This is a genomic window from Micromonospora sp. SL4-19 (assembly GCF_047921475.1).
Lineage (GTDB): Bacteria > Actinomycetota > Actinomycetes > Mycobacteriales > Micromonosporaceae > Micromonospora.
Genome location: NZ_JBLROB010000013.1, coordinates 62,618 through 81,354, shown reverse-complemented (window position 1 = coordinate 81,354; position 18,737 = coordinate 62,618). Strand labels below are relative to the sequence as shown.

At 72.9% G+C, this 18,737-nt stretch carries 13 protein-coding genes; 8 read left to right on the top strand and 5 right to left on the bottom strand.

All coding sequences use genetic code 11. The features are described 5' to 3' along the window. Window positions 1–70: 70 nt before the first annotated feature. Both ACNAVT_RS17975 and ACNAVT_RS17970 read right to left on the bottom strand, forming a co-directional pair. Entirely contained in the window at window positions 71–919 is an 849-nt protein-coding gene (locus ACNAVT_RS17975; RefSeq protein ID WP_416297670.1) for a hypothetical protein, read from the bottom strand. Next, a complete protein-coding gene (locus tag ACNAVT_RS17970; RefSeq protein ID WP_416297668.1) occupies window positions 916–2,343 on the bottom strand; it encodes a glycosyltransferase in 1,428 nt (475 codons plus the stop codon). Before ACNAVT_RS17970 ends, ACNAVT_RS17975 begins: the two co-directional genes overlap by 4 nt. Before the next feature lie 545 nt (window positions 2,344–2,888). On the opposite strand from ACNAVT_RS17970, the gene ACNAVT_RS17965 reads away from it, so the two are divergent. The 4 genes from ACNAVT_RS17965 to ACNAVT_RS17950 all read left to right on the top strand — a co-directional run bounded on the left by ACNAVT_RS17965 (window position 2,889) and on the right by ACNAVT_RS17950 (window position 9,666). Beyond that, the gene (locus ACNAVT_RS17965; RefSeq protein WP_416297666.1) at window positions 2,889–4,553 is read left to right on the top strand and encodes a glycosyltransferase; all 1,665 of its coding nucleotides are present in this window, start codon (window positions 2,889–2,891) and stop codon (window positions 4,551–4,553) included. 89 nt (window positions 4,554–4,642) lie between these two features. Further along, complete coding sequence (locus tag ACNAVT_RS17960; RefSeq protein WP_416297664.1) at window positions 4,643–6,235, top strand: glycosyltransferase family 4 protein; 1,593 nt, start codon at window positions 4,643–4,645, stop codon at window positions 6,233–6,235. Between the two features lie 152 nt (window positions 6,236–6,387). Next, window positions 6,388–7,644, top strand: coding sequence for a nucleotide sugar dehydrogenase (locus ACNAVT_RS17955; RefSeq protein ID WP_416297663.1), 1,257 nt, complete (start codon window positions 6,388–6,390; stop codon window positions 7,642–7,644). A 108-nt stretch (window positions 7,645–7,752) separates the two neighbouring features. After that, window positions 7,753–9,666 carry a hypothetical protein gene (locus tag ACNAVT_RS17950; protein ID WP_416297661.1) on the top strand — a complete coding sequence of 638 codons (1,914 nt, stop codon included), beginning with the start codon at window positions 7,753–7,755 and terminating at the stop codon, window positions 9,664–9,666. A gap of 39 nt (window positions 9,667–9,705) precedes the next feature. Here ACNAVT_RS17950 and ACNAVT_RS17945 read toward each other — a convergent pair whose 3' ends face one another. Next, window positions 9,706–10,884 (bottom strand): hypothetical protein, encoded by a 1,179-nt coding sequence (locus ACNAVT_RS17945; RefSeq protein WP_416297660.1) that lies wholly within the window; start codon window positions 10,882–10,884, stop codon window positions 9,706–9,708. 295 nt (window positions 10,885–11,179) lie between these two features. Here ACNAVT_RS17945 and ACNAVT_RS17940 point away from each other — a divergent pair, with 295 nt between their 5' ends. The 4 genes from ACNAVT_RS17940 to ACNAVT_RS17925 all read left to right on the top strand — a co-directional run bounded on the left by ACNAVT_RS17940 (window position 11,180) and on the right by ACNAVT_RS17925 (window position 17,540). Next, on the top strand, window positions 11,180–12,739 hold the full coding sequence (locus ACNAVT_RS17940) for a glycosyltransferase family 4 protein (protein ID WP_416297771.1): 1,560 nt from the start codon (window positions 11,180–11,182) through the stop codon (window positions 12,737–12,739). Beyond that, a complete protein-coding gene (locus ACNAVT_RS17935; RefSeq protein WP_416297658.1) occupies window positions 12,736–14,316 on the top strand; it encodes a glycosyltransferase family 2 protein in 1,581 nt (526 codons plus the stop codon). The genes ACNAVT_RS17940 and ACNAVT_RS17935 overlap by 4 nt, the downstream gene beginning before the upstream one ends. Next, on the top strand, window positions 14,313–15,596 hold the full coding sequence (locus ACNAVT_RS17930; protein ID WP_416297657.1) for a nucleotide sugar dehydrogenase: 1,284 nt from the start codon (window positions 14,313–14,315) through the stop codon (window positions 15,594–15,596). The genes ACNAVT_RS17935 and ACNAVT_RS17930 overlap by 4 nt, the downstream gene beginning before the upstream one ends. 198 nt (window positions 15,597–15,794) lie before the next feature. Next, window positions 15,795–17,540: a CDP-glycerol glycerophosphotransferase family protein gene (locus tag ACNAVT_RS17925; RefSeq protein WP_416297655.1), complete on the top strand. Its 1,746-nt coding sequence runs from the start codon at window positions 15,795–15,797 to the stop codon at window positions 17,538–17,540. Between the two features lie 60 nt (window positions 17,541–17,600). Here ACNAVT_RS17925 and ACNAVT_RS17920 read toward each other — a convergent pair whose 3' ends face one another. Together ACNAVT_RS17920 and ACNAVT_RS17915 are read right to left on the bottom strand one after the other, a co-directional pair. Next, window positions 17,601–18,143, bottom strand: a complete 543-nt coding sequence (locus ACNAVT_RS17920; RefSeq protein WP_416297653.1) for an acyltransferase — start codon at window positions 18,141–18,143, stop codon at window positions 17,601–17,603. Window positions 18,144–18,294: 151 nt separating this feature from the next. Beyond that, a complete protein-coding gene (locus tag ACNAVT_RS17915; protein WP_416297651.1) occupies window positions 18,295–18,633 on the bottom strand; it encodes a DUF952 domain-containing protein in 339 nt (112 codons plus the stop codon). Window positions 18,634–18,737 lie beyond the last annotated feature (104 nt).

Below are 18,737 nucleotides of genomic sequence, written 5' to 3'. Positions count from 1 at the left end.
GGACCGACTGGTCCCGGCGCTCGTCACATCCGGTGCCGTTGGCGCCCGCGGCGCGTCGGCGACCCTGCCGTCAGGGGGTGCGCGCGGGCGGCGCGGTGATTGTCGTCACGTCGTCAGTGACCTCCGGTGACAGCTGCTCCGACACGTTGTCCTCGGCGGGCACCGTCTCGGCCAGCGGGACGAGCAGCTTCGCCTTGACGGCCGGGTCGGAGAGTTTGGCGCTGGCGGCGGCGACGATCCTGCTCGCACTCTCCGGATATCCCACCCGGTGCATGCTGGTCTGCACCCGGCGAGCCACCTCGGCCCGATACCGCTCCGGCAGGCCGGGCGCCGCGACGGCCCGTTCCCAGAACCAGCGCACCGCGCCGCTGCGCATCGCCCGCTTGCCGCTGACCCCCTGCAGGAGCGCCTTGGCGGTGTCGAGCGCCTGACCACGAGCGGTGGACACGACCAGCACCGGGGACGGACCGGTCGTGCCGAGCCGCCGGCGGCGGTACCGGGCGGGGTCGGCCGAGCGCCGCTCGACCGCCCGCAGGGCCGGCGCGATGCCGTACACGGCGTCGGCGCCGCGGTGCCGGTGCGCGAGCTGCCAGACGGTGTGCAGGGCGCGGCCGTCCATGGCGACCAGGACATCGGCCTGCCGCGCGTACCGGCGCACCCACGGGTCGTGCTGCGCGCGTAGCCAGGGCCGGCGGGCCGAGCTGGTACGTGCCAGCTTCCGGCGCAGCCGCGGTGACAGCTCGGCGGTGACCGGAAGCATGTGCAGCTCGGCGAGATCACCCAGGTCGGGGATCAACTCCGGATCGAAGGTGCTGGCGATGCGTACCCGGGCACCGGCGGCACGGAACTTCTCCAGGGCGTCGACGAGGACCGTCACCCGCCCCGGGACGTTTCCGGTGACCATCAGAACCTCGATCATGACCTGTCTCCCCCAGTGGGTACGCGGCTGCTCCGGGACTGGGTCGGCACCGTCGGTGCCCGCTGCGGCCGGACCAGCCCGGTCACCTCCCGGACGGCCGGGACGAGCTGGGCCTGCCGGGCGTACTGGCGGGCCTGCTCACGGGCCTTCTCCCGGTCCGCCTCCGTGGTGTTGACGGCCAGGTCGGCGGCCCGGCGGAACGCGCCGGCGAGGTCCGCCGGCTCGAGGCCGACCGCCCCTGTCCACAGCGGGTACGTCGACAGCACCGTCGAGGCGTCGTGTTCGACCTCGTGCGCGGAGACGACGGGCAGCCCGGTGGCCATGTACTCGTAGACCTTGCCGGAGGTCATGTAGCGCCCACCCGTGACCATCAGCACAACGGCGTCCCAGCAGCTGTACAGGGCGGGCACCTCGGCCCGCGGCACTGAGCCGCCCACGATCACCCCGTCGTCGGCTGCCGCCTGCAGCAGCTCCGCGTGCGCGTTGTCGCCCCGTGCCCAGGCGGCACCGATGTGTCCGCGCACCTCGAAGGTGGCGTCGGCCAGCAGGGGGTCCTCCCGTCGAGCGGTCCGCCAACCCTGCAGCACCGCGTCGAGCAGCTCCACGGGCAGGTTCAGCGCGCCCAGGTAGCCGAAGACGAGGGGGCGGCCCTGGACCGGCCCGGCCAGCGGCGGGATGGCCGCGGCGTCGTACCCGTTGCGCACGATCCGCATCCGGTCGGCCAGCTCGGGGTAGCGCTGCCGGTAGAACCGGGAGATCGGCTCGTTGACGTGCCAGACGGCGAGCGCCTGGGAGAGCACCTTGCTCTCCCAGCGGCCGGCGACGGAGTCCTTCGGGAACGACTCGCCGTCGTTCACCACGTCGACGGACCAGCCGTCGCGGAAGTCGATCACGTACGGCACCCGGTGGGTTTCCCACAGCTTCCAGGTGGCGGCCAGGTTCACGTACGGGGAGCAGGTGGTGACCAGCAGGTCGGCCGGATGCTCCCGGTGCACCTGCACCAGCGCCTTCTCCAGTGCCGGGCGCCAGCCGCCGAAGACCGGCTCGGGGAACACCGACAGGCTGCGGCGGCGCAGGTTGGAGAGCCAACGGCGGTGGGCGAGCGCGCGCCCCTCGGAGAAGGCCCGTACGTCGGTCTCCAGGTCCTCACGGAACAGCGGCAGCTTGACGACGCGCAGCGCCGGGTCGAGGCCCTCGGCGAGGCTGTGGTCCAGCCCGTACTCCCGTTCCCACGCCTCGTCGACGATGGTGACCACCGTCACGTCCCATCCGGCGGCGGCGAACTGGTTGGCCGTCTCGCGCATCCGGTAGGCGCTGCTCTTGGCGGCCGGCGGGAACCCGATCGCCAGATAGATGACGTGTGGCCGGGCGCCACCCCCGGAGGAGGGTCGCCCGGGTTCCCCGAACGTTCTTCCGTTGTTCATCGCTTCCGATCCTGGGAGGGTGGGCGGACGCGGCGCCCCCGCACGGGAGGCTGGCCCGACGAGCGGGCACGACGGTGTCGGGGCGCGAGCGCGCTTGCCGGTCCACCACGGGGGACCATCGCCGGCACCTTCCCATCTTCAATCAAGGACGAGCAGTTCCGGCCGCGCACGTGCGCGGACCGCGACGTCACAGGCCGGCCGGACGCCGCGTGGTCGCGCCCGGAGCGCTCCCCACAATAGCGTCGGCCGCGGGCAGGGGCCCCCCACGTGTGCGGCGCGTTGCGGACGGCTCCGTCACAGCCGACCAGGCGGCAGCGGCGGCGGATCATGCTCCGGGCCGGGCGGCGCTGCCCCGCCCGGCGAGCCCTCAGAAAGCGCCCTTCCCGCCCGGTTCTGGGGGTTTGCCGGACGATCCGGCCCTGTGGCAGACTCGTTCCGGTTCACGCCGGGCGCTGGTGCAGCCACACATTTTCGATTGCAGGGGGCTCTCGCCCGATGGTTCTCGATTCTCTCCGTGACCGTGTGCCGCAGCCGGAGGTCGCACGATGAGCGCCGGCAGTTCGGCGCGACGTGCCGCGCGGCGCTCCCTGGAGCGGGCCCTGCGTCTCACGACGTCCCCCCGCGCGTTGCGGTCCGGTGCGTTGACCGGCCTCTGGAAGGTCGTCCTCGCCGCCCCCGCCATCCCGGACCGCACCCGCGTCCGGCTCGCCGACGCGGTGCACGCCGGCCTGCTGCGGACCGGGCGCCCGGAGCGGGCGGCTCGGACGTCGGCCGTCGCGGCGGCCCGGTTGCGCGACCCCCGGTTGCGCGCCACCGTGCTGGCCCGGCAGGCGAACGCCGAGCTGGCGGACGGCACCCCGCCCAGCCTCGCTGCCGCCGTCGCCGCCGAGCTGACCCTCGCCGATGCGGCCCTGGCCCGTGGTGACGTGTCCGGCGCGGTCACCTCGGTGCAGGCCGCGCAGCGGCGGCTCTTCGACCGGCGGCTGCACTTCGACCGGCTGACCTCCCCGCTCGCCGACGCTCCGGCGGAGTTTCTGGCGGGGTGGCACGCCTCGACCGCGGTACGCGCGTTGTCGGCGCCGCGGGGCAGGAGCGCGTCGGTGGCCGCGGCGCCGGTCGACCGGCCGCTGCGGCTGCTGATGGTCACCTACGGCAACCACGGCTTCCTCGACCTCATCCGGCGCCACTTCGACGACCGGCCGGACGTGGAGCTGCGGTTCCTCGACCCCGGGGAGACCGGCACCCATGTCCCGCTGATGGGCAAGTCCCAGGCGATGATGGAGCACGTCCTGGCCGGGCGCTCGGAATACGGTGACGCGGTCGCCGAGTGGCTGGCGCCGCAGGTCGAGTGGGCCGACGTGGTCTTCGTCGACTGGTGTGCCGCGCTGGCGGTCCTGTTCACCCTGATCGACCCGGGCTCGACCCGGGTCATCGTCCGGCTGCACAGCTTCGAGGCGTTCGCCGCCTGGCCGCATCTGGTGGACTACACGCGGGTCGACGACATGATCTTCGTGTCCGACCACCTGCGCGACCTCACCGTCGCGGCGGTTCCGGCGCTGGCCGCGGCCGACACCCGCCGGCACGTCGTCAGCAACGCGATGGACCTGCGGTCGTACCGCCGGCCCAAGACCGAGGACGCGCGGTTCACCCTCGGCCTGGTGGGCATCAAGGCGGTCGCGAAGGACCCGCGCTGGGCGGTGGAGGTGCTGCGGGAGCTGCGCGCCCATGACGAGCGGTACCGGCTGCTGCTGATCGGCCGGGACCTGGACGCGGACGCCACCGCGGACAGCCGGCGCTACTGGGACGGGTTCCTGGCCGACATCGCCGAGCTGGAGCCGTCCGGCGCCGTGGTCCGCCTCGGCCAGACCGACGACGTGCCGGGTGCGCTGACCGAGGTCGGCGTCATCCTGAGCAGCTCCGTGCGGGAGAGCTTCCACTGCGGCCTGGTCGAGGGCGCGGCCAGCGGCGCGGTACCGGTGGTCCGGGACTGGCCGTTCTTCGCCGGGCGGCCCGCGTCGGCGCGCACCCTCTTTCCGGCGGACTGGATGGTCGACACGCCGGCGGAGGCGGCCCAGCGGATCCTCGCGGTCACCGCGACGGAGGATTCGTGGCGCAAGGCTGGTGAGGAAGCCGCCGAGCACGCCGTCGAGACCTGGGACTGGCAGCGCGTCAAGCGCGAGTTCGACCAGATCGTGGCGGGTGGCAACTGACGACGCAGGGCGTCGTCCGATCGTGGGTCACCGGGCTTCCGGGTGCCGGTCACGCCGGTGCCCGCCGGCCGAGACAGAGGAGAAGAGCAATGGCCGCGATGAGGGATGGTGCCCCGACGGCGCCCGCCCGGATCGTGATACTCGTCGACAACGGTGTGAATGGCGACTCGCGCGTGCAGAAGACCGCGAAGTCCGCCGCCGATGCCGGCTGGGACGTGATCCTGCTCGGCCGTTCCCCGAACGGGCAACCGCAGAGCTGGCAGCTCGGGGAGGCGCAGGTGCGGTTGCTGCCGATGCCGACCCCGTTGCTCAAGCGCCGCCACGAGTTCCGTCGACGGTGGTTCGCCGGCCCGCTGGCGTACCCGCCCACCGGCGTGGCCGCCATGCGCCAGCAGGAGGTCCGCGCCTGGCAGACCGACCTGAGGGTGCGCCGGGCGCAGCTGACCTCGGCCGGCGGCTCGCCGCTGGCCAGCCGCACGCTGCGGGTGCAGGAGCTCGCGGCGAAGGCGATGCGCAAGTGGGTGTCGTTCCGCCACTGGCAGCTGACCCAGGCCCAGCGGCAGCGCAAGACGCTCCGCACCCCGCCTGACCGCGCGTACACCTGGCTGCAGCAACGGCTGCGGGGTGACCGGGCGTGGCGCAAGCTGGAGCCGGCCCTGTGGGACTACGAACTGGCGTACGGCCCGACGGTCGACGAGCTCGCGCCGGACCTGATCTACGCCAACGACTTCCGGATGGTCGGCGTGGGCGCCCGGGCCAAGATCCGTGCCGCCGCGAAGGGCCGCAAGGTCAAGCTGATCTGGGACGTGCACGAGTACCTGCCGGGCGTGAAGCCGCGGGCCGACAATGCCCGCTGGATGGCGGCCAACCGTGCCCACGAGCACGAGTACGCCCGCCACGCGGACGCCGTCATCACGGTCTCGGAACGGCTGGCCGAGTTCCTCAAGCGGGACCACGCCCTGCCGGAGCTGCCCTCGGTGGTGCTGAACACGCCGCACGCGGCGGACGCGCTCGGTGCCGCCACGGGTGGTGGCCCGGACATCCGCAGCGCCTGCGGCCTCGGCCCGGACGTCCCGCTCGTGGTCTACAGCGGCGCCGCCGCCGCCCACCGGGGCATGGGCGTGATGGTGGAGGCCATGCCCCGGCTGCCCGGCGTGCACGTCGCGTTCGTGGTGAACGCGCCGACCGGCCCGTACCTCACCAGCCTGAAGGCGCGGGCAAAGGAGCTGGGCGCCGCCGACCGGCTGCACGTGCTGCCGTACGTGGCGCCGGCCGAGGTGGTCGGGTTCCTCTCCACGGCCACCGCGGGCGTCATCCCGATCCACCACTGGCTCAACCACGAGATCCAGCTGATCACCAAGTTCTTCGAGTACTCGCACGCGCGCCTGCCCATCCTGGTCAGCGACGTGGAGACGATGGCGGCCACGGTCCGGGAGACCGGGCAGGGCGAGGTCTTCCGGGTCGACGACGTCGACGAGTACGTCCGCGCGGTCGAGGCGGTGCTGGCCGACCCGGAGCGCTACCGGAAGGCGTACGCGTCCATGAACCTCGCGGCGTGGACGTGGGAGGAGCAGGCAAAGGTGCAGGACGGCATCTACCACCGGCTCGCGCCGGAGGGCCGGCGTCCGGACCTGCCCCCGCAGGACGGGACGGCAGGCACGGAGCAGCTGACCCGGGTCTGACCGAACCTGCCCGGTGTGGGCGGGTTCGCACCGGGCCGCGGTCCGTCGCACGTCGCCCGGCCGGGCGAGGCAGGTAACATTCGCACCGCTGTGGAGGGCGGAGGCGCTCGATCCTCCTCCGCACGACACCACCCACTGGCAAGGGGCAAACTATGACAGATGTCGTGATTCTCGGGCTGGGCTACGTCGGGCTCCCGCTGGCCCGCGAAGCCGTGCGCGCCGGCACCTCGGTGCTCGGGTTCGACGTCAAGTCGAGCGTCGTGGACGCCCTCAACGCCGGTCGGTCGCACGTCGACGATCTCTCCGACGCGGACATCGCCGAGATGTGTGCCGCCGGCTTCCGGGCGACCACGGACGAGACCGAGATCGCCACCGCCGCGACGGCGGTGATCTGCGTGCCCACGCCGCTCTCCGACGACGGCGGGCCGGATCTGGCCGCCGTCGAGGCGGCGACCCGCGCGGTTGCCCGCAATCTCCGCGCCGGCATGCTGGTGGTCCTGGAGTCGACCACCTACCCGGGCACGACGGACGAGATCGTCCGGCCGATCCTGGAGGAGTCGGGCCTGCGCGCCGGGGTCGACTTCCACCTGGCCTTCTCGCCCGAGCGGATCGACCCGGGCAACGCCCGCTTCGGCCCGCGCAACACCCCCAAGGTCGTCGGCGGTCACACCCCGGCCTGTGCCGACCGGGCCGCCGAGTTCTACGGCCGGTTCGTCGACACCGTCGTCCGCACCAAGGGCACCCGCGAGGCGGAGACGGCGAAGCTGCTGGAGAACACCTACCGGCACGTCAACATCGCGCTGGTCAACGAGATGGCCCGGTTCTGCCACCAGCTCGGCATCGACCTGTGGGACGTGATCAACGCGGCGAGCAGCAAGCCCTTCGGGTTCCAGGCGTTCTATCCGGGGCCGGGCGTCGGCGGGCACTGCATCCCGATCGACCCGAACTACCTCAGCCACAACGTGCGGGCCAAGCTGGGTTATCCCTTCCGTTTCGTGGAGCTGGCCCAGGAGATCAACGCGACCATGCCGGAGTACGTGGTCCGCCGGGCGCAGGACATCCTCAACGACGCCGGCCTGGCCACCAACGGCTCCTCCGTGCTGCTGCTCGGCGTGACCTACAAGCCGGACATCGCCGACCAGCGGGAGTCGCCGGCCGTGCCGCTGGCCCGGCTGCTGCACGGCCTGGGCGCGAAGCTGAGCTACCACGACCCGTACGTGGAGCACTGGCACGCCCTCGGTGGCGGCGTGCCGCGCGCCGAGGACCTGGAGGCGGCGGTCGCCGAGGCGGACCTGGTCATCCTGGTGCAGAACCACAAGGCGTACGACGCGGACCAGCTCGCCGTCCAGGCGAAGCGCTTCTTCGACACCCGCGGCGTGACCACGGGCGACACCGCGCACCGGCTCTGATCCACTGGGCGGGCCGGTGACCCCGGCCCGGCCCATGGCCTGCGCCCCGCCCGTCGTGAGCACGACGGGGCCCGCAGTCGTTCCGTCCCTTTCGTAGAATCTTGCGTCATGACTGTCCACCGGTCCGATGCCCCGGGCCCGCTCGGTGACACCCCTGGCAGCTCCGACCGATCGACCACCGACCCGCCGCCGACCGCCGAGAACGGGCGCTCCTCGTCCGTCGATGTGGCTCCCGCCCCGGCGACCACCGCCACCAGCGATCCGTCCGGCGACGCGGCGGCCGGGCCGTATCGGCCGCGCCGCTCCCGGTACGACCTGTTCGCCGCCCTGGTCTACCTCGCGGGCGCGTTCCTCGTCGCCGGGCGCGGGTGGGTGGACGCCGACGGCCGGTTGCTCGGCAGCCGTCCCAACGACCAGGGCTTCAACGAGTGGATGCTGGCCTACGCGGCACACGCGGTGACGCACCTGGAGAATCCGTTCTTCACCACCCTGCAGAACGCTCCCGACGGGGTCAACCTGATGACCAACGTCGGGATGCAGTTGCCCGGCCTGGTGCTGACCCCGGTGACGGTCCTCTTCGGGGCCTCGGTCGCGTACCTGCTCTTCATCACGGTCAACCTCGTGGGCACGGCGTACGCCTGGTACCACGTGCTGTCCCGGCACGTGCTGCGGTCCCGCGTGGCTGCCTTCATCGGCGGGCTGTTCTGCGCCTTCGCCCCGGCGTTGGTGTCGCACAGCAACGGCCATCCGCACATCACCGCCCAGTGGCTGGTGCCGTTCATCTTGTGGCGGGTGGTGCGGCTGGCGCGGGACGGCCGGGTGCTCCGCGACGGCCTTGTGCTCGGCGCGTTGCTCGCCGCGCAGTTCTTCATCGGCCTGGAGATCCTGTTCCTGATCGCCCTCGGCTGCGGGATGGGTGTCCTCGGCTGGCTGGTGGTGCGGCCCCGGCAGGTGCTCTCCGCCGCCCGCCCGCTGCTCGCGGGCCTCGCCGTCGCCGGGCTGATGGTGCTGCTGGTCGGCGCGTACCCGCTGTGGATGCAGTTCGCCGGTCCGCAGCACCGCGTCGGCCACCCGGGCAACCCCGACGCCTACGCGCTCAAACTCGGCTCGTACGTCGCCTACGCCACCGAGTCGGTCGGCGGTGGTCCGCTCAGCGCGAAGGGCCTGGTCGCCAACACCACCGAGCAGGCGAGCTTCTACGGCTGGCCGCTGCTGGTCCTGGTGCTCGCGGTGGTGCTGTGGCGGCGCCGGGAGGTGCTGGTTCGGGTGCTCGCCCTGGTCGGGCTGGTCTCCGCCGTCTTCTCCATCGGCACCACGTGGACGTGGGGGACCCGGCGCACCGATGTGCCGGCGCCGTTCGCCCTGTTCAAGGACCTGCCGGTGTTCGACTCGTTGGTGGTGTCCCGGTTCGCGCTGATCACCACCGTCGTGGTGGGCGTGCTGCTGGCGCTCGCCGCCGACCGGCTGCTGGTGGTCGGCCGGCAGCGGACTCCCGAGGCCCGGCTCGTCGTCGGGTTGGGCGCGGCCGCGCTGCTCGCCGCCCTGGTCCCGGTCGCGCCCACGCCGCTGGAGGCAACGGGTCGGGTGCCGGTTCCGGACTTCGTCACCTCGGGCGCGTGGCGTGACCACGTGACGCCGGGCCGGACGCTGGTGCCGGTCCCGGTGAACAACATGACCTCGTTGTACTGGAGTTCCGCCGCGCTCGCCGAGTTCGCCGTGCCGCAGGGCTACTTCCTGGGCCCGGTGTCCAGCACCGACGCGACCGGGCGGTGGGGCGTGGACCCCCGGCCGACCGCCGCCCTGCTCACGGCAGTGGCCGAGGGGGAGCGCCCGCCCGTGGTCGCTCCGGTCGAGCGCGAGCAGGCCCTCGCCGACGTGCGGTACTGGAAGGCGGACGCGGTGGCGTTGCCGGCGGCGCACCCGCGGGAGGCGCAGCTGCGTATCGTGCTCGACGCGCTGTACGGGCCGGGCCGCCGGGTCGACGACGTCTGGCTCTGGGACGTCCGGCCGTACACCCGCTGACCGGGGCGGCGCGGGAGACCTCGTCCCCCGCGCCGCCGGTCACGGCGAGAAGCGCCAGACCAGCAGGAGGTATCCGCCGAAGTAGGCGGAGATGAGGGCCAGCGCGGTCAGCACGGTGATCGCGCGAGCGCGCCCGGCCCGTGCCAGGGCCACGGCGGCCGGCAGCAGCAGCGGAAACGCGGGCAGCAGGAACCGTGCCTTGGAGTGGTAGAAGCCGGCGGCGCCCAGCGTGGTGACCAGCAGCAGCCCGCTGTAGAGCAGTAGTTGCCAGGGCTGCCGGTCGAGCACGCTGAGCACGAACAGCATGATCGCCAGCACCGCCACCAGCGACACCACGTAGAACTCCAGCTCCGACGGGCGGGTGAGCACCTGCTGAGCGCGCTGCAGGGTGTTCACGCCGAGGTCGAAGGACGAGCCCCAGCCCTCGCCCTGGATCCGGAACCAGCCGTCCGGGCGGCCGGTGCGCCAGCCCACCCAGGCCAGGTAGCCGATCCAGCCGGCCGGGGCGAGCAGCATCGCCGCCCATGGGCGCCAGCCGTCGCGCCGGCGGACCACCGCGATCAGCGCGGCCAGACAGACCACCCCGATCAGCGAGGAGCCGGTCGGCCGGGTCAGGCCGGCGAGCAGGCAGAGCGTCCCGGCGGTCAGCCACCGTCCGCGCAGCAGCGCGTACAGCGACCACACCGCCAGCGCGGTGAACGGCCCTTCGCTGTACGACATGAGCTGCACCACGGAGTGCGGCAGGACGCCCCAGAGCGCGGCGAGTACGACGCCCACCCGGCGGTCGTACAGGTGGGCGCCGATGGCGAACAGCCCCCAGGCGGCGGCGAACCCGCCCAGCCACGACACCAGCAGGGCGCTGTGCTTCAGATCGAGCGGAGTGACCGCCTCCACGGCCGCGGTGAGGCCGGGGTACAGCGGGAAGAAGGCCATGTTGCTGTGCAACTGCTCGGCCGCGTCGTAACCGTCGCGGGCGATGCCGAGATACCAGGTGCCGTCGGCGCGGGTCAGCGCGGAGACGGGGCTGCGGCCGTTGTGGCGGGCCCACAGCCAGACCGTCAGCAGGCCGAGCAGGCGTACCGCGGTCCAGGCGGCGAGGGCGGGCCACGCGTACCGGAGGGCGGCGCGGACGCGGGCGGCCGACCGGGCGGCCGGGGACGGGGAGGCAGCCGGGCCTGGAGCCGGCGGCCGGCGCTCGTTGGTCGTCACCATGTCCATTTCTGGTCCTGTCCGGGGGAGGCTGAGCGAGCCGGCCGTTGCTCGCCGACGGCGCGCCCAGGAGAGGCAGACGCAGGTCCGCCCGGGGTGGGGTGCGCCCCGGCCGTTGCCAAGGATGCAGGTTAGCAATCCGTTGGCCGGCACGGGGAACACCGACGGCCGGGAGCCCTACCGGCTGCCGGGGTTGACGTAGACTCGCCGGGGTTCTCGGGCCGAGGTGCTGACGGGACGGAGACGGGCGGTAATGGGATCTGCGGGCACAGACATGACGGAGAACACCCGGGGACGGGTCGTCATGCTGGTCGACAACGGGGTCAACGGTGATTCGCGGGTACAGAAGGCGGCCCGCTCCGCCGCCGATGCCGGCTGGGAGGTGATCCTGCTCGGCCGGGCCCCCACGGGCACGCCGGAAACCTGGCATCTCGGCCGGGCGGAGGTCCGTCTGCTCAAGGCGCCCCTGCCCTTGAGCAAGCGCCCGCACGAGTTCCGCCGGGCGTGGCTGCGCGCGCCGCTGGCGTACCCCCCGTCCGGGATCGCCGCTCACCGCGCCCAGGCCGTCAAGGCGTGGCGCGCCGACCTGCGGGTACGCCGGGCGGAGCTGACGGTCGCCGACCGGGAGGCCGGCTCGTCGGCGCTGCGCTGGCAGCTGCTGCGGGCCGAGGAGCGCTTCTCGGGGCTGGTGCGCCGCTGGGTGTCGCTGCGGCAGCGGGAGCTGGGCCGGGCCCGGCGCGGGCGCAAGCTCGACGGTCCGTGGGACCGCGCCTACACCCTCTTCTGGCAGAAGGTGCAGGGTGGCGGTGCCTGGCGGCGACTGGAGCCGGGCCTGTGGGACTACGAGCTGGCCTTCGGTCCGGTGATCGACCAGCTCAAGCCGGACCTGATCCACGCCAACGACTTCCGCATGATCGGGGTGGGCGCCCGCGCCAAGATCCGCGCGGCCGCCAAGGGGCGCCGCGTCGCCCTGGTCTGGGACGCCCACGAATACCTGCCCGGCGTGCAGCCGTGGCGCGACAACGCCCGCTGGCTGCCGGGCAACATGGCCCACGAGCGGGAGTTCGTGCCGTACGCGGACGCCGCGATGACCGTCTCCGACGGCCTGGCCGACCTGCTGCAGGCCGAGCACGGGCTGGCCGTACGGCCGGACGTGGTGCTCAACGCGCCGGCGGTGGACGAGCTGGCCGTCGACCCGGCCGAGCCGGTGCCGGACATCCGGGTCCGGTGCGGCATCGGTCCCGACGTTCCGCTGCTGGTCTACAGCGGCGTCGCCGCCCCCAAGCGTGGGCTCGGGGTGATGATCGAGGCGCTGCCCGAGCTGGCCGGGGCGCACGTCGCCCTGGTCGTCAACAAGCCCGACTCCGACTATGTGCGTGGCCTGGTGTCCCGGGCCCAGGAGCTGGGCGCGGCCGACCGGGTGCACGTCCTTCCGTACGTGCCCCACCACCAGGTGGTGCGGTTCCTCTCCGGCGCGCAGGTCGGGGTGATCCCGATCCAGCACTGGCCGAACCACGAGATCGCCCTGATCACCAAGTTCTTCGAGTATTCACACGCCCGACTGCCGCTGGTCGTCTCCGACGTCCGGACGATGGCGGAGACTGTGCGGTCGACCGGCCAGGGCGAGGTGTTCACGGCCGAGGACGTGGCGGACTACGTACGGGCGGTGCGGGCGGTGCTGGCGGATCCGGAGCGGTACCGCGCTGCGTACGACCAGCCGGGGCTGCTGGCCAACTGGACGTGGGCGGCGCAGGCGGAGGTCCTCGACGGGGTGTACTCCCGGCTGCTGCCGGACCGCCCGCGGCGCTCGGCCGGCGACGGCACGTCGACCGTGGCGGTGGCCTCGGCGGGGGCTGGCAGGTGACCCAGCCGGACGTGACCGTGGTCACGGCCGTCTACAACACCATGCCGGACCTCACCACATGCCTCACCTCGCTGGTCGACCAGACCATCGGGCTGGACCGGCTGGAGATCGTCGCGGTCGACGACGGCTCGACCGACGGTAGCGCCGAGGAGCTGGACCGCTTCGCCGCGCGCTACCCCGGCACCGTGAAGGTGCTGCACCAGCCGAATTCGGGCGGGCCGGCCGCGCCGAGCAACCGCGCGCTGGAGCAGGCCACCGGCCGGTACGTCTTCTTCATCGGCTCCGACGACCACCTCGGTCCGCAGGCGCTGGAGCGGATGGTGGACGCGGCCGACCGGTGGGGTTCGGACGTGCTGCTCGGTCGGCTGGTGGGGGTCAACCGCCGCTACGTCCACCAGGCGATCTTCGAGAGCACCGAGCCGCGGGTGGACCTCTTCACCTCCGCACTGCCGTTCGCGCTGTCCAACACCAAGCTGTTCCGGCGCGACCTGGTGGAGAAGTACGGCCTGCGCTTCCCGGAGGACATGCCGGTCGGCAGCGATCAGCCGTTCACCCTGGAGGCCTGCCTGCGGGCCGAACGGATCTCGGTCCTCGCCGACTACGACTACTACTACGCGGTCAAGCGGACCAACGCCAGCAACATCACCTACCGCAGCACCCACCTCGCCCGGCTGAGCTGCGTCGAGCGGATCGTCGCCTTTGTCGCCGAGCACATCGAACCGGGGGCGCGCCGCGACGCCGTCCTGCGGCGGCACTTCACCTGGGAAATCGCCAAGCTGCTCCAGGCCGACTTCCTCAAGCTCGACCGAACGACCCAGGAACGGGTGCAGGAGGGCGTCCGGCGGCTCGTCCGCGAGCACCTCACCGAGGGGATCCGCGCCCAGCTCGAGGTGACCGCGCGGGTGCGCATCGGCACGGCCGCCTACGGCACCCTGGACGACCTGGTGGCCGTGATCGGGCAGGACGCCCGCGACAGCGGGCCGCCCCCCGTGCTGCGGGGGACGCGCTGGCTCGCCCGCTATCCTGGCTTCGGGGACCCCCGCCTGGGCCTGTCCGACGACTGGTACGAGCTCACCGGCCCGACCGCGAGATGGTTGGCCCGGCTGGAGACGATCGCCGTGCGCTGGACGGTCGACGGTGCGGGTTCCCGGGTGGTGACCATGACCGCCCGCAGTTTCCGCTCGGACCTGGCGGAGCTGGTCGACGGCCGGATCAGCGTCTGGGCGGGCGGGACGGCCGGCACCGTCGACCGGATCGAGGACGGCCCGGCCGGTGCGATGGTGACCATGTCGTTCCGGGCGGCGGATCTGCTCGACGGGCTCAAGCCCGGCGGGGAGACCCGCACGGTGAAGGTGACGGTCGACCGGGACGGTGACAGCGGCTCGGCGTGGTTGCGTGGCCCCCGCCCATCGGTGACGCACCGGGCGTTCCACCGGGAGGACGGCCGCCTCTTCGCCTTCGCCAGCAGCACGAACCACAAGGGTCACCTGGTGCTAGCCGTCTTCCCGGTGACGCTGCGCCGCATGATGGCCGGCCTGCGACGCCGGCTCCCCCTAGGAGGAAAGAACCAGTCATGAACATCTGCGTCGTCGCGCTCGGAAAGATCGGTCTGCCGCTCGCCGTGCAGTTCGCGACCAAGGGGCACCGGGTGATCGGTGCCGACGTCTCCGAGCGGGTCGTCCAGTTGGTCAACGACGGGGCCGTGCCGTTCCCGGGCGAGGCCGACCTGGACGTCAAGCTGAAGGAGGTGGTCGCCGCCGGGCTGCTGTCGGCCACCACCGACACCGCCACCGCGGTCGCCGAGTCCGAGGCGGTCGTCGTGGTCGTGCCGCTCTTCGTGGACGCCGAGGGCGTGCCGGACTTCGGCTGGATGGACGATGCCACCCGGGCCATCGCCCGCGGCCTCAAGCCGGGGACCCTGGTCAGCTACGAGACCACCCTGCCGGTCGGCACCACCCGCAACCGCTGGGCTCCGATGCTGGAGGAGGGCTCCGGGCTGACCGCCGGCACGGACTTTCACCTGGTCTTCAGCCCGGAGCGGGTGCTCACCGGCCGGGTCTTCGCCGACCTGCGCCGTTACCCGAAGCTGGTCGGCGGCATCGACGAGGCGTCCGCTGCGCACGGGGTGCGCTTCTACGAGGCGGTGCTGGACTTCGACGAGCGGGCCGACCTCAACCGGCCCAACGGCGTCTGGGACCTGGGCTCGGCCGAGGCGTCCGAGCTGGCCAAGCTCGCCGAGACGACCTACCGGGACGTGAACATCGGCCTGGCGAACCAGTTCGCCCGGTTCGCCGACACCGTCGGCGTTGACGTCACCAAGGTCATCGAGGCCTGCAACACCCAGCCGTACAGCCACATCCACTCGCCGGGCATCGCCGTCGGCGGCCACTGCATCCCGATCTACCCGCGGATGTACCTGTGGAACGACCCGGCCGCCACCGTGGTCCGCTCGGCCCGTGAGGCCAACGCCGCCATGCCGGATTACGCCGTCGACCTGCTCGCCGCCGCGTACGGCGACCTGACCGGCGTGGGCGTGCTGGTGCTGGGGGCGTCCTACCGGGGTGGTGTCAAGGAGACCGCCTTCTCCGGCGTCTTCCCGACCGTGGAGGCGCTGCGGAAGCGGGGCGCGAAGCCGTACGTCTCCGACCCGATGTACACCAACGAGGAGCTGGCCGCGCACGGCCTGCCCGGCTACGACGGCGAGCCGGTCGGCGCCGCCGTGATCCAGGCCGACCACGCCGAGTACCGCACCCTCACCCCGGCCGACCTGCCGGGCGTGACGGTGCTGGTCGACGGCCGCCGGGTCACCGACCCGACCCGCTGGACCGGTGTCCGCCGGGTGGTCATCGGCGGCTGACCCGTCCGCACGCCCGTGGGCCCCGGCCGTTTCGACGGCCGGGGCCCACTGCGTTGCGCGGTCACCCGGAGTGAGCGGCGCCGTTACCCGCTCACCGGCCCGACACCCCGGTAATACTTGTGTTACCTGCCCCGCTTAGGGTCGCAGCACCCGGTATCGGAGCTTATCGACGCCGGTGAGCAGACACGGAGCGTGTCGTTGTTCAACAGAGCACGAAGCCAACGGGGTGTCGCCACCAGCGGTGCGACCCTGGCCGGCTACGGGATCATGGTCTTGGCCGGAGTCCTCGGCCAGGTGATCCCGTACGCGGTCGCCGCCCTGGTTGTCATCGCCGCTGAGCTGGCCCTCGCCACCCGGTACGCCGCCACCGACGAGCTGCTCGAGAAGACCGGCCTCGGGCTGGTCCCGAGGCGGCTCGTGCGCGACCTGTCCGTCGTCCTGCTGGTCGTCGCCGCGGTCCGTCCGGGAGCCGGCCCCACCGTCGTGGTCCTGCTGCTGCCCGCCGCGTTGTGGACCGTGGCCGTCGGCACCAACGCCCTCACCCGGATCGTCAACGGGCGGGCCGCCACCCCGGCGTTCACCCGCAACATCGAGCTCGGCGCACTGCGCCGGGTGCCGGTACCCCCGGCCTGGGCCCAGCTGCTCGCCGACCTGCGGCTGCCGCTGCTCAACGTGCTCCTCGTGCCGGCGGCCGTGCTCTCCGCATTGACCGACCGGATCACCCCGGTGGTGGTGACCGGGCTTGTCACCCTGGTCGCAGGGCTGGTCACCGCGGCGGTGCTGGCGTTCACCCGGCTGCGTGGGCGCGGCCGGACCCCGGGTGTGCTGCCCGCGGTGCACGACTGGATGGCCCGGGAGCGGCCCGAGGTGGCGCTCTATTTCGCCGGCCCGGCCAAGGACGTCTACCAGGCCAACATGTGGCTCGCCCCGGTCGAGGCGGCCGGCCGCCGGGCGGTGGTGCTGCTCCGGTCGGGGGACGCGTTCCACGAGCTGGCCGACACCCGGCTGCCGGTGGTCTGCGTACCGGCCGGCGTCGACTTCATGAACCTCGACCTGAGCTCGATCCGGGTCGCCCTGTACGCGGCGAACGTCGGCGCCAACATCCACCTGCTGCGCGAGCCGGGTGTGAAGCATGTCTTCGTCGGCCACGGCGACAGCGACAAGCAGGCCAGCGTCAACCCGTACAGCAAGGTGTACGACGAGGTCTGGGTGGCCGGGCCGGCCGGCCGGGAGCGCTACGCCCGGGCCGGTGTGGGCGTGCTGGACCGCGACATCGTGGAGGTCGGCCGCCCGCAGCTCGCCGGGGTGCACACCTTCGGCTCCGGGGCCACCGGCCGCCCGTTCACGGTCCTCTACGCCCCGACCTGGGAGGGCTGGCATGACGACGACCCGTACCACACCTCGCTGGTGCTGATGGGGGAGCAGATCGTGGCCGGGCTGCTCGCCGCCGACGTCCGGCTGGTCTACAAGCCGCATCCGCTGACCGGCACCCGGTCGACGAAGGCCCGCGCGGTGCACGAGCGGATCGTCGCCCGGATCCGGGCCGCCGGCGGCCAGACCGACCCGGCCTCGCTGGACGGCACCGCGCATCTCGCGGTCACCGGCCGGACGCCGGCCCTGTTCGACTGCTTCAACGTCACCGACCTGCTGATCAGCGACGTGTCGAGCGTGGTCTCCGACTTCGTGCAGAGCGAGCGGCCGTACGTGGTGGCCAACCCGGCCGGCCTGCCCGAGGACGAGTTCCGCCGGACGTTCCCGACCGCGCGGGCGGCGTACCTGCTCTCGGCGGACTGCGGCGAGCTGGGGAAGATTCTCGCCGTCACCCGGGCCGGGGACGACCCGATGACCGAGGCGCGGCGGGAGCTGAAGGAGTACCTGCTCGGTCCGGCCGGATCGAACCCGATGGACCGGTTCCGGGAGGAGATCGACCGCCTCTGCGGCTGACCGGCGCGTGGGTGCCGGCGGGGGCCGACGGCCGGGCGGCCGTCGCCCCCCGCCGCGCGTTCAGCCCCGCTGCGGCGGGGTGTCGACGTCGCGGGAGACGACCTCGCCCTTCTCGTCGACCCAGCCCTTCGGCCGGGCCGGGTTGCCGGCCACCAGCTGGTACGGCTTGACGTCCCTGGTCACCACCGAGCCCGCGGCGATCATCGCGTACTCGCCGACCTCGATGCCACAGACCAGGGTGGCGTTGGCGCCGATCGAGGCGCCCCGGCGGACCATGGTGGGCGTGATGGTCCAGTCCGGGTTCTGGGCGCGCGGGCGGAAGTCGTTGGTGAACACCGCGGAGGGGCCGACGAAGACCTCGTCCTCGATCGTGACGCCCTGGTAGACCGAGACGTTGTTCTGGATCTTCACCCGGTCGCCGACCGTGACGTTCGCGTCGACGTACACGTTGCGGCCGATCACGCAGCCGGCGCCGACCTGCGCGCTCGACCGGATGTGGGCCAGGTGCCAGACCTTGGTGCCGTCGCCGACCTCGGCGCCCTCCTCCACATCGGCGGTCGGGTGGACGAAGACGGAGGCGGACCGGTCGTTGGTGTCAGTCATGTCAACTCGCATCGTCACAGGGCGCGTCGTCGCGCCGTCGGTGCCGGATGACCGCGCCGGCTGACCGCCGCCGCCCCGCCCGGGCCAGGACCGCCCGGGCCAGGACCGGGCTCCCGGTGCCGGCGCGGGCTCGACGCAGCATAACGAGCCGTCAGCCCAGCAGCTCCGCCACCGCGTCGGCGGCGGGCCGGTCCGCCGGCAGCGGGTGCGCCGCCACCACCGCGTCGACCGGCAGCACCGCGTACAGGTGCGGGAAGAGCGCCCCGCCCCGGGACACCTCCCAGCGCAGCGCGTCGCCGAGCCGGTCCGGGTCCACGGCCAGCACGGTGAGGCCGGTGACCCCGGCGAAGAACCGCTGGGCCGTCTCCACCACCTGGTCGGCCGCGGAGAGGTGGATGAACCCCGACTGGTGGTCCATCGCGGTGCCGGCGAAGTGCCCCGCCGCCTGCGCCTGCTCCCACTCGCCGCTGGACAGAATCTTGTAGATCACCACCGCAGCCTAGTGTCGCTCCGCCGGACGCGGCGGGCCGGTTCCGGCGTACGCCCGCGCTTGTACTGCGGGAGCGGCATGCTCGGGTGGAGGGCTCGCGGAGG

What these genes read in the sequence shown, in the direction of transcription:
- ACNAVT_RS17940 (WP_416297771.1), top strand. Translation starts at nt 11,180, where the DNA reads ATGCTGGTCGACAACGGGGTCAACGGTGATTCGCGGGTACAGAAGGCG.
- ACNAVT_RS17960 (WP_416297664.1), top strand. Translation starts at nt 4,643, where the DNA reads ATGGCCGCGATGAGGGATGGTGCCCCGACGGCGCCCGCCCGGATCGTG.
- ACNAVT_RS17950 (WP_416297661.1), top strand. Translation starts at nt 7,753, where the DNA reads ATGACTGTCCACCGGTCCGATGCCCCGGGCCCGCTCGGTGACACCCCT.
- ACNAVT_RS17975 (WP_416297670.1), bottom strand. Translation starts at nt 919, where the DNA reads ATGATCGAGGTTCTGATGGTCACCGGAAACGTCCCGGGGCGGGTGACG.
- ACNAVT_RS17955 (WP_416297663.1), top strand. Translation starts at nt 6,388, where the DNA reads ATGACAGATGTCGTGATTCTCGGGCTGGGCTACGTCGGGCTCCCGCTG.
- ACNAVT_RS17965 (WP_416297666.1), top strand. Translation starts at nt 2,889, where the DNA reads ATGAGCGCCGGCAGTTCGGCGCGACGTGCCGCGCGGCGCTCCCTGGAG.
- ACNAVT_RS17930 (WP_416297657.1), top strand. Translation starts at nt 14,313, where the DNA reads ATGAACATCTGCGTCGTCGCGCTCGGAAAGATCGGTCTGCCGCTCGCC.
- ACNAVT_RS17920 (WP_416297653.1), bottom strand. Translation starts at nt 18,143, where the DNA reads ATGACTGACACCAACGACCGGTCCGCCTCCGTCTTCGTCCACCCGACC.
- ACNAVT_RS17970 (WP_416297668.1), bottom strand. Translation starts at nt 2,343, where the DNA reads ATGAACAACGGAAGAACGTTCGGGGAACCCGGGCGACCCTCCTCCGGG.
- ACNAVT_RS17945 (WP_416297660.1), bottom strand. Translation starts at nt 10,884, where the DNA reads ATGGACATGGTGACGACCAACGAGCGCCGGCCGCCGGCTCCAGGCCCG.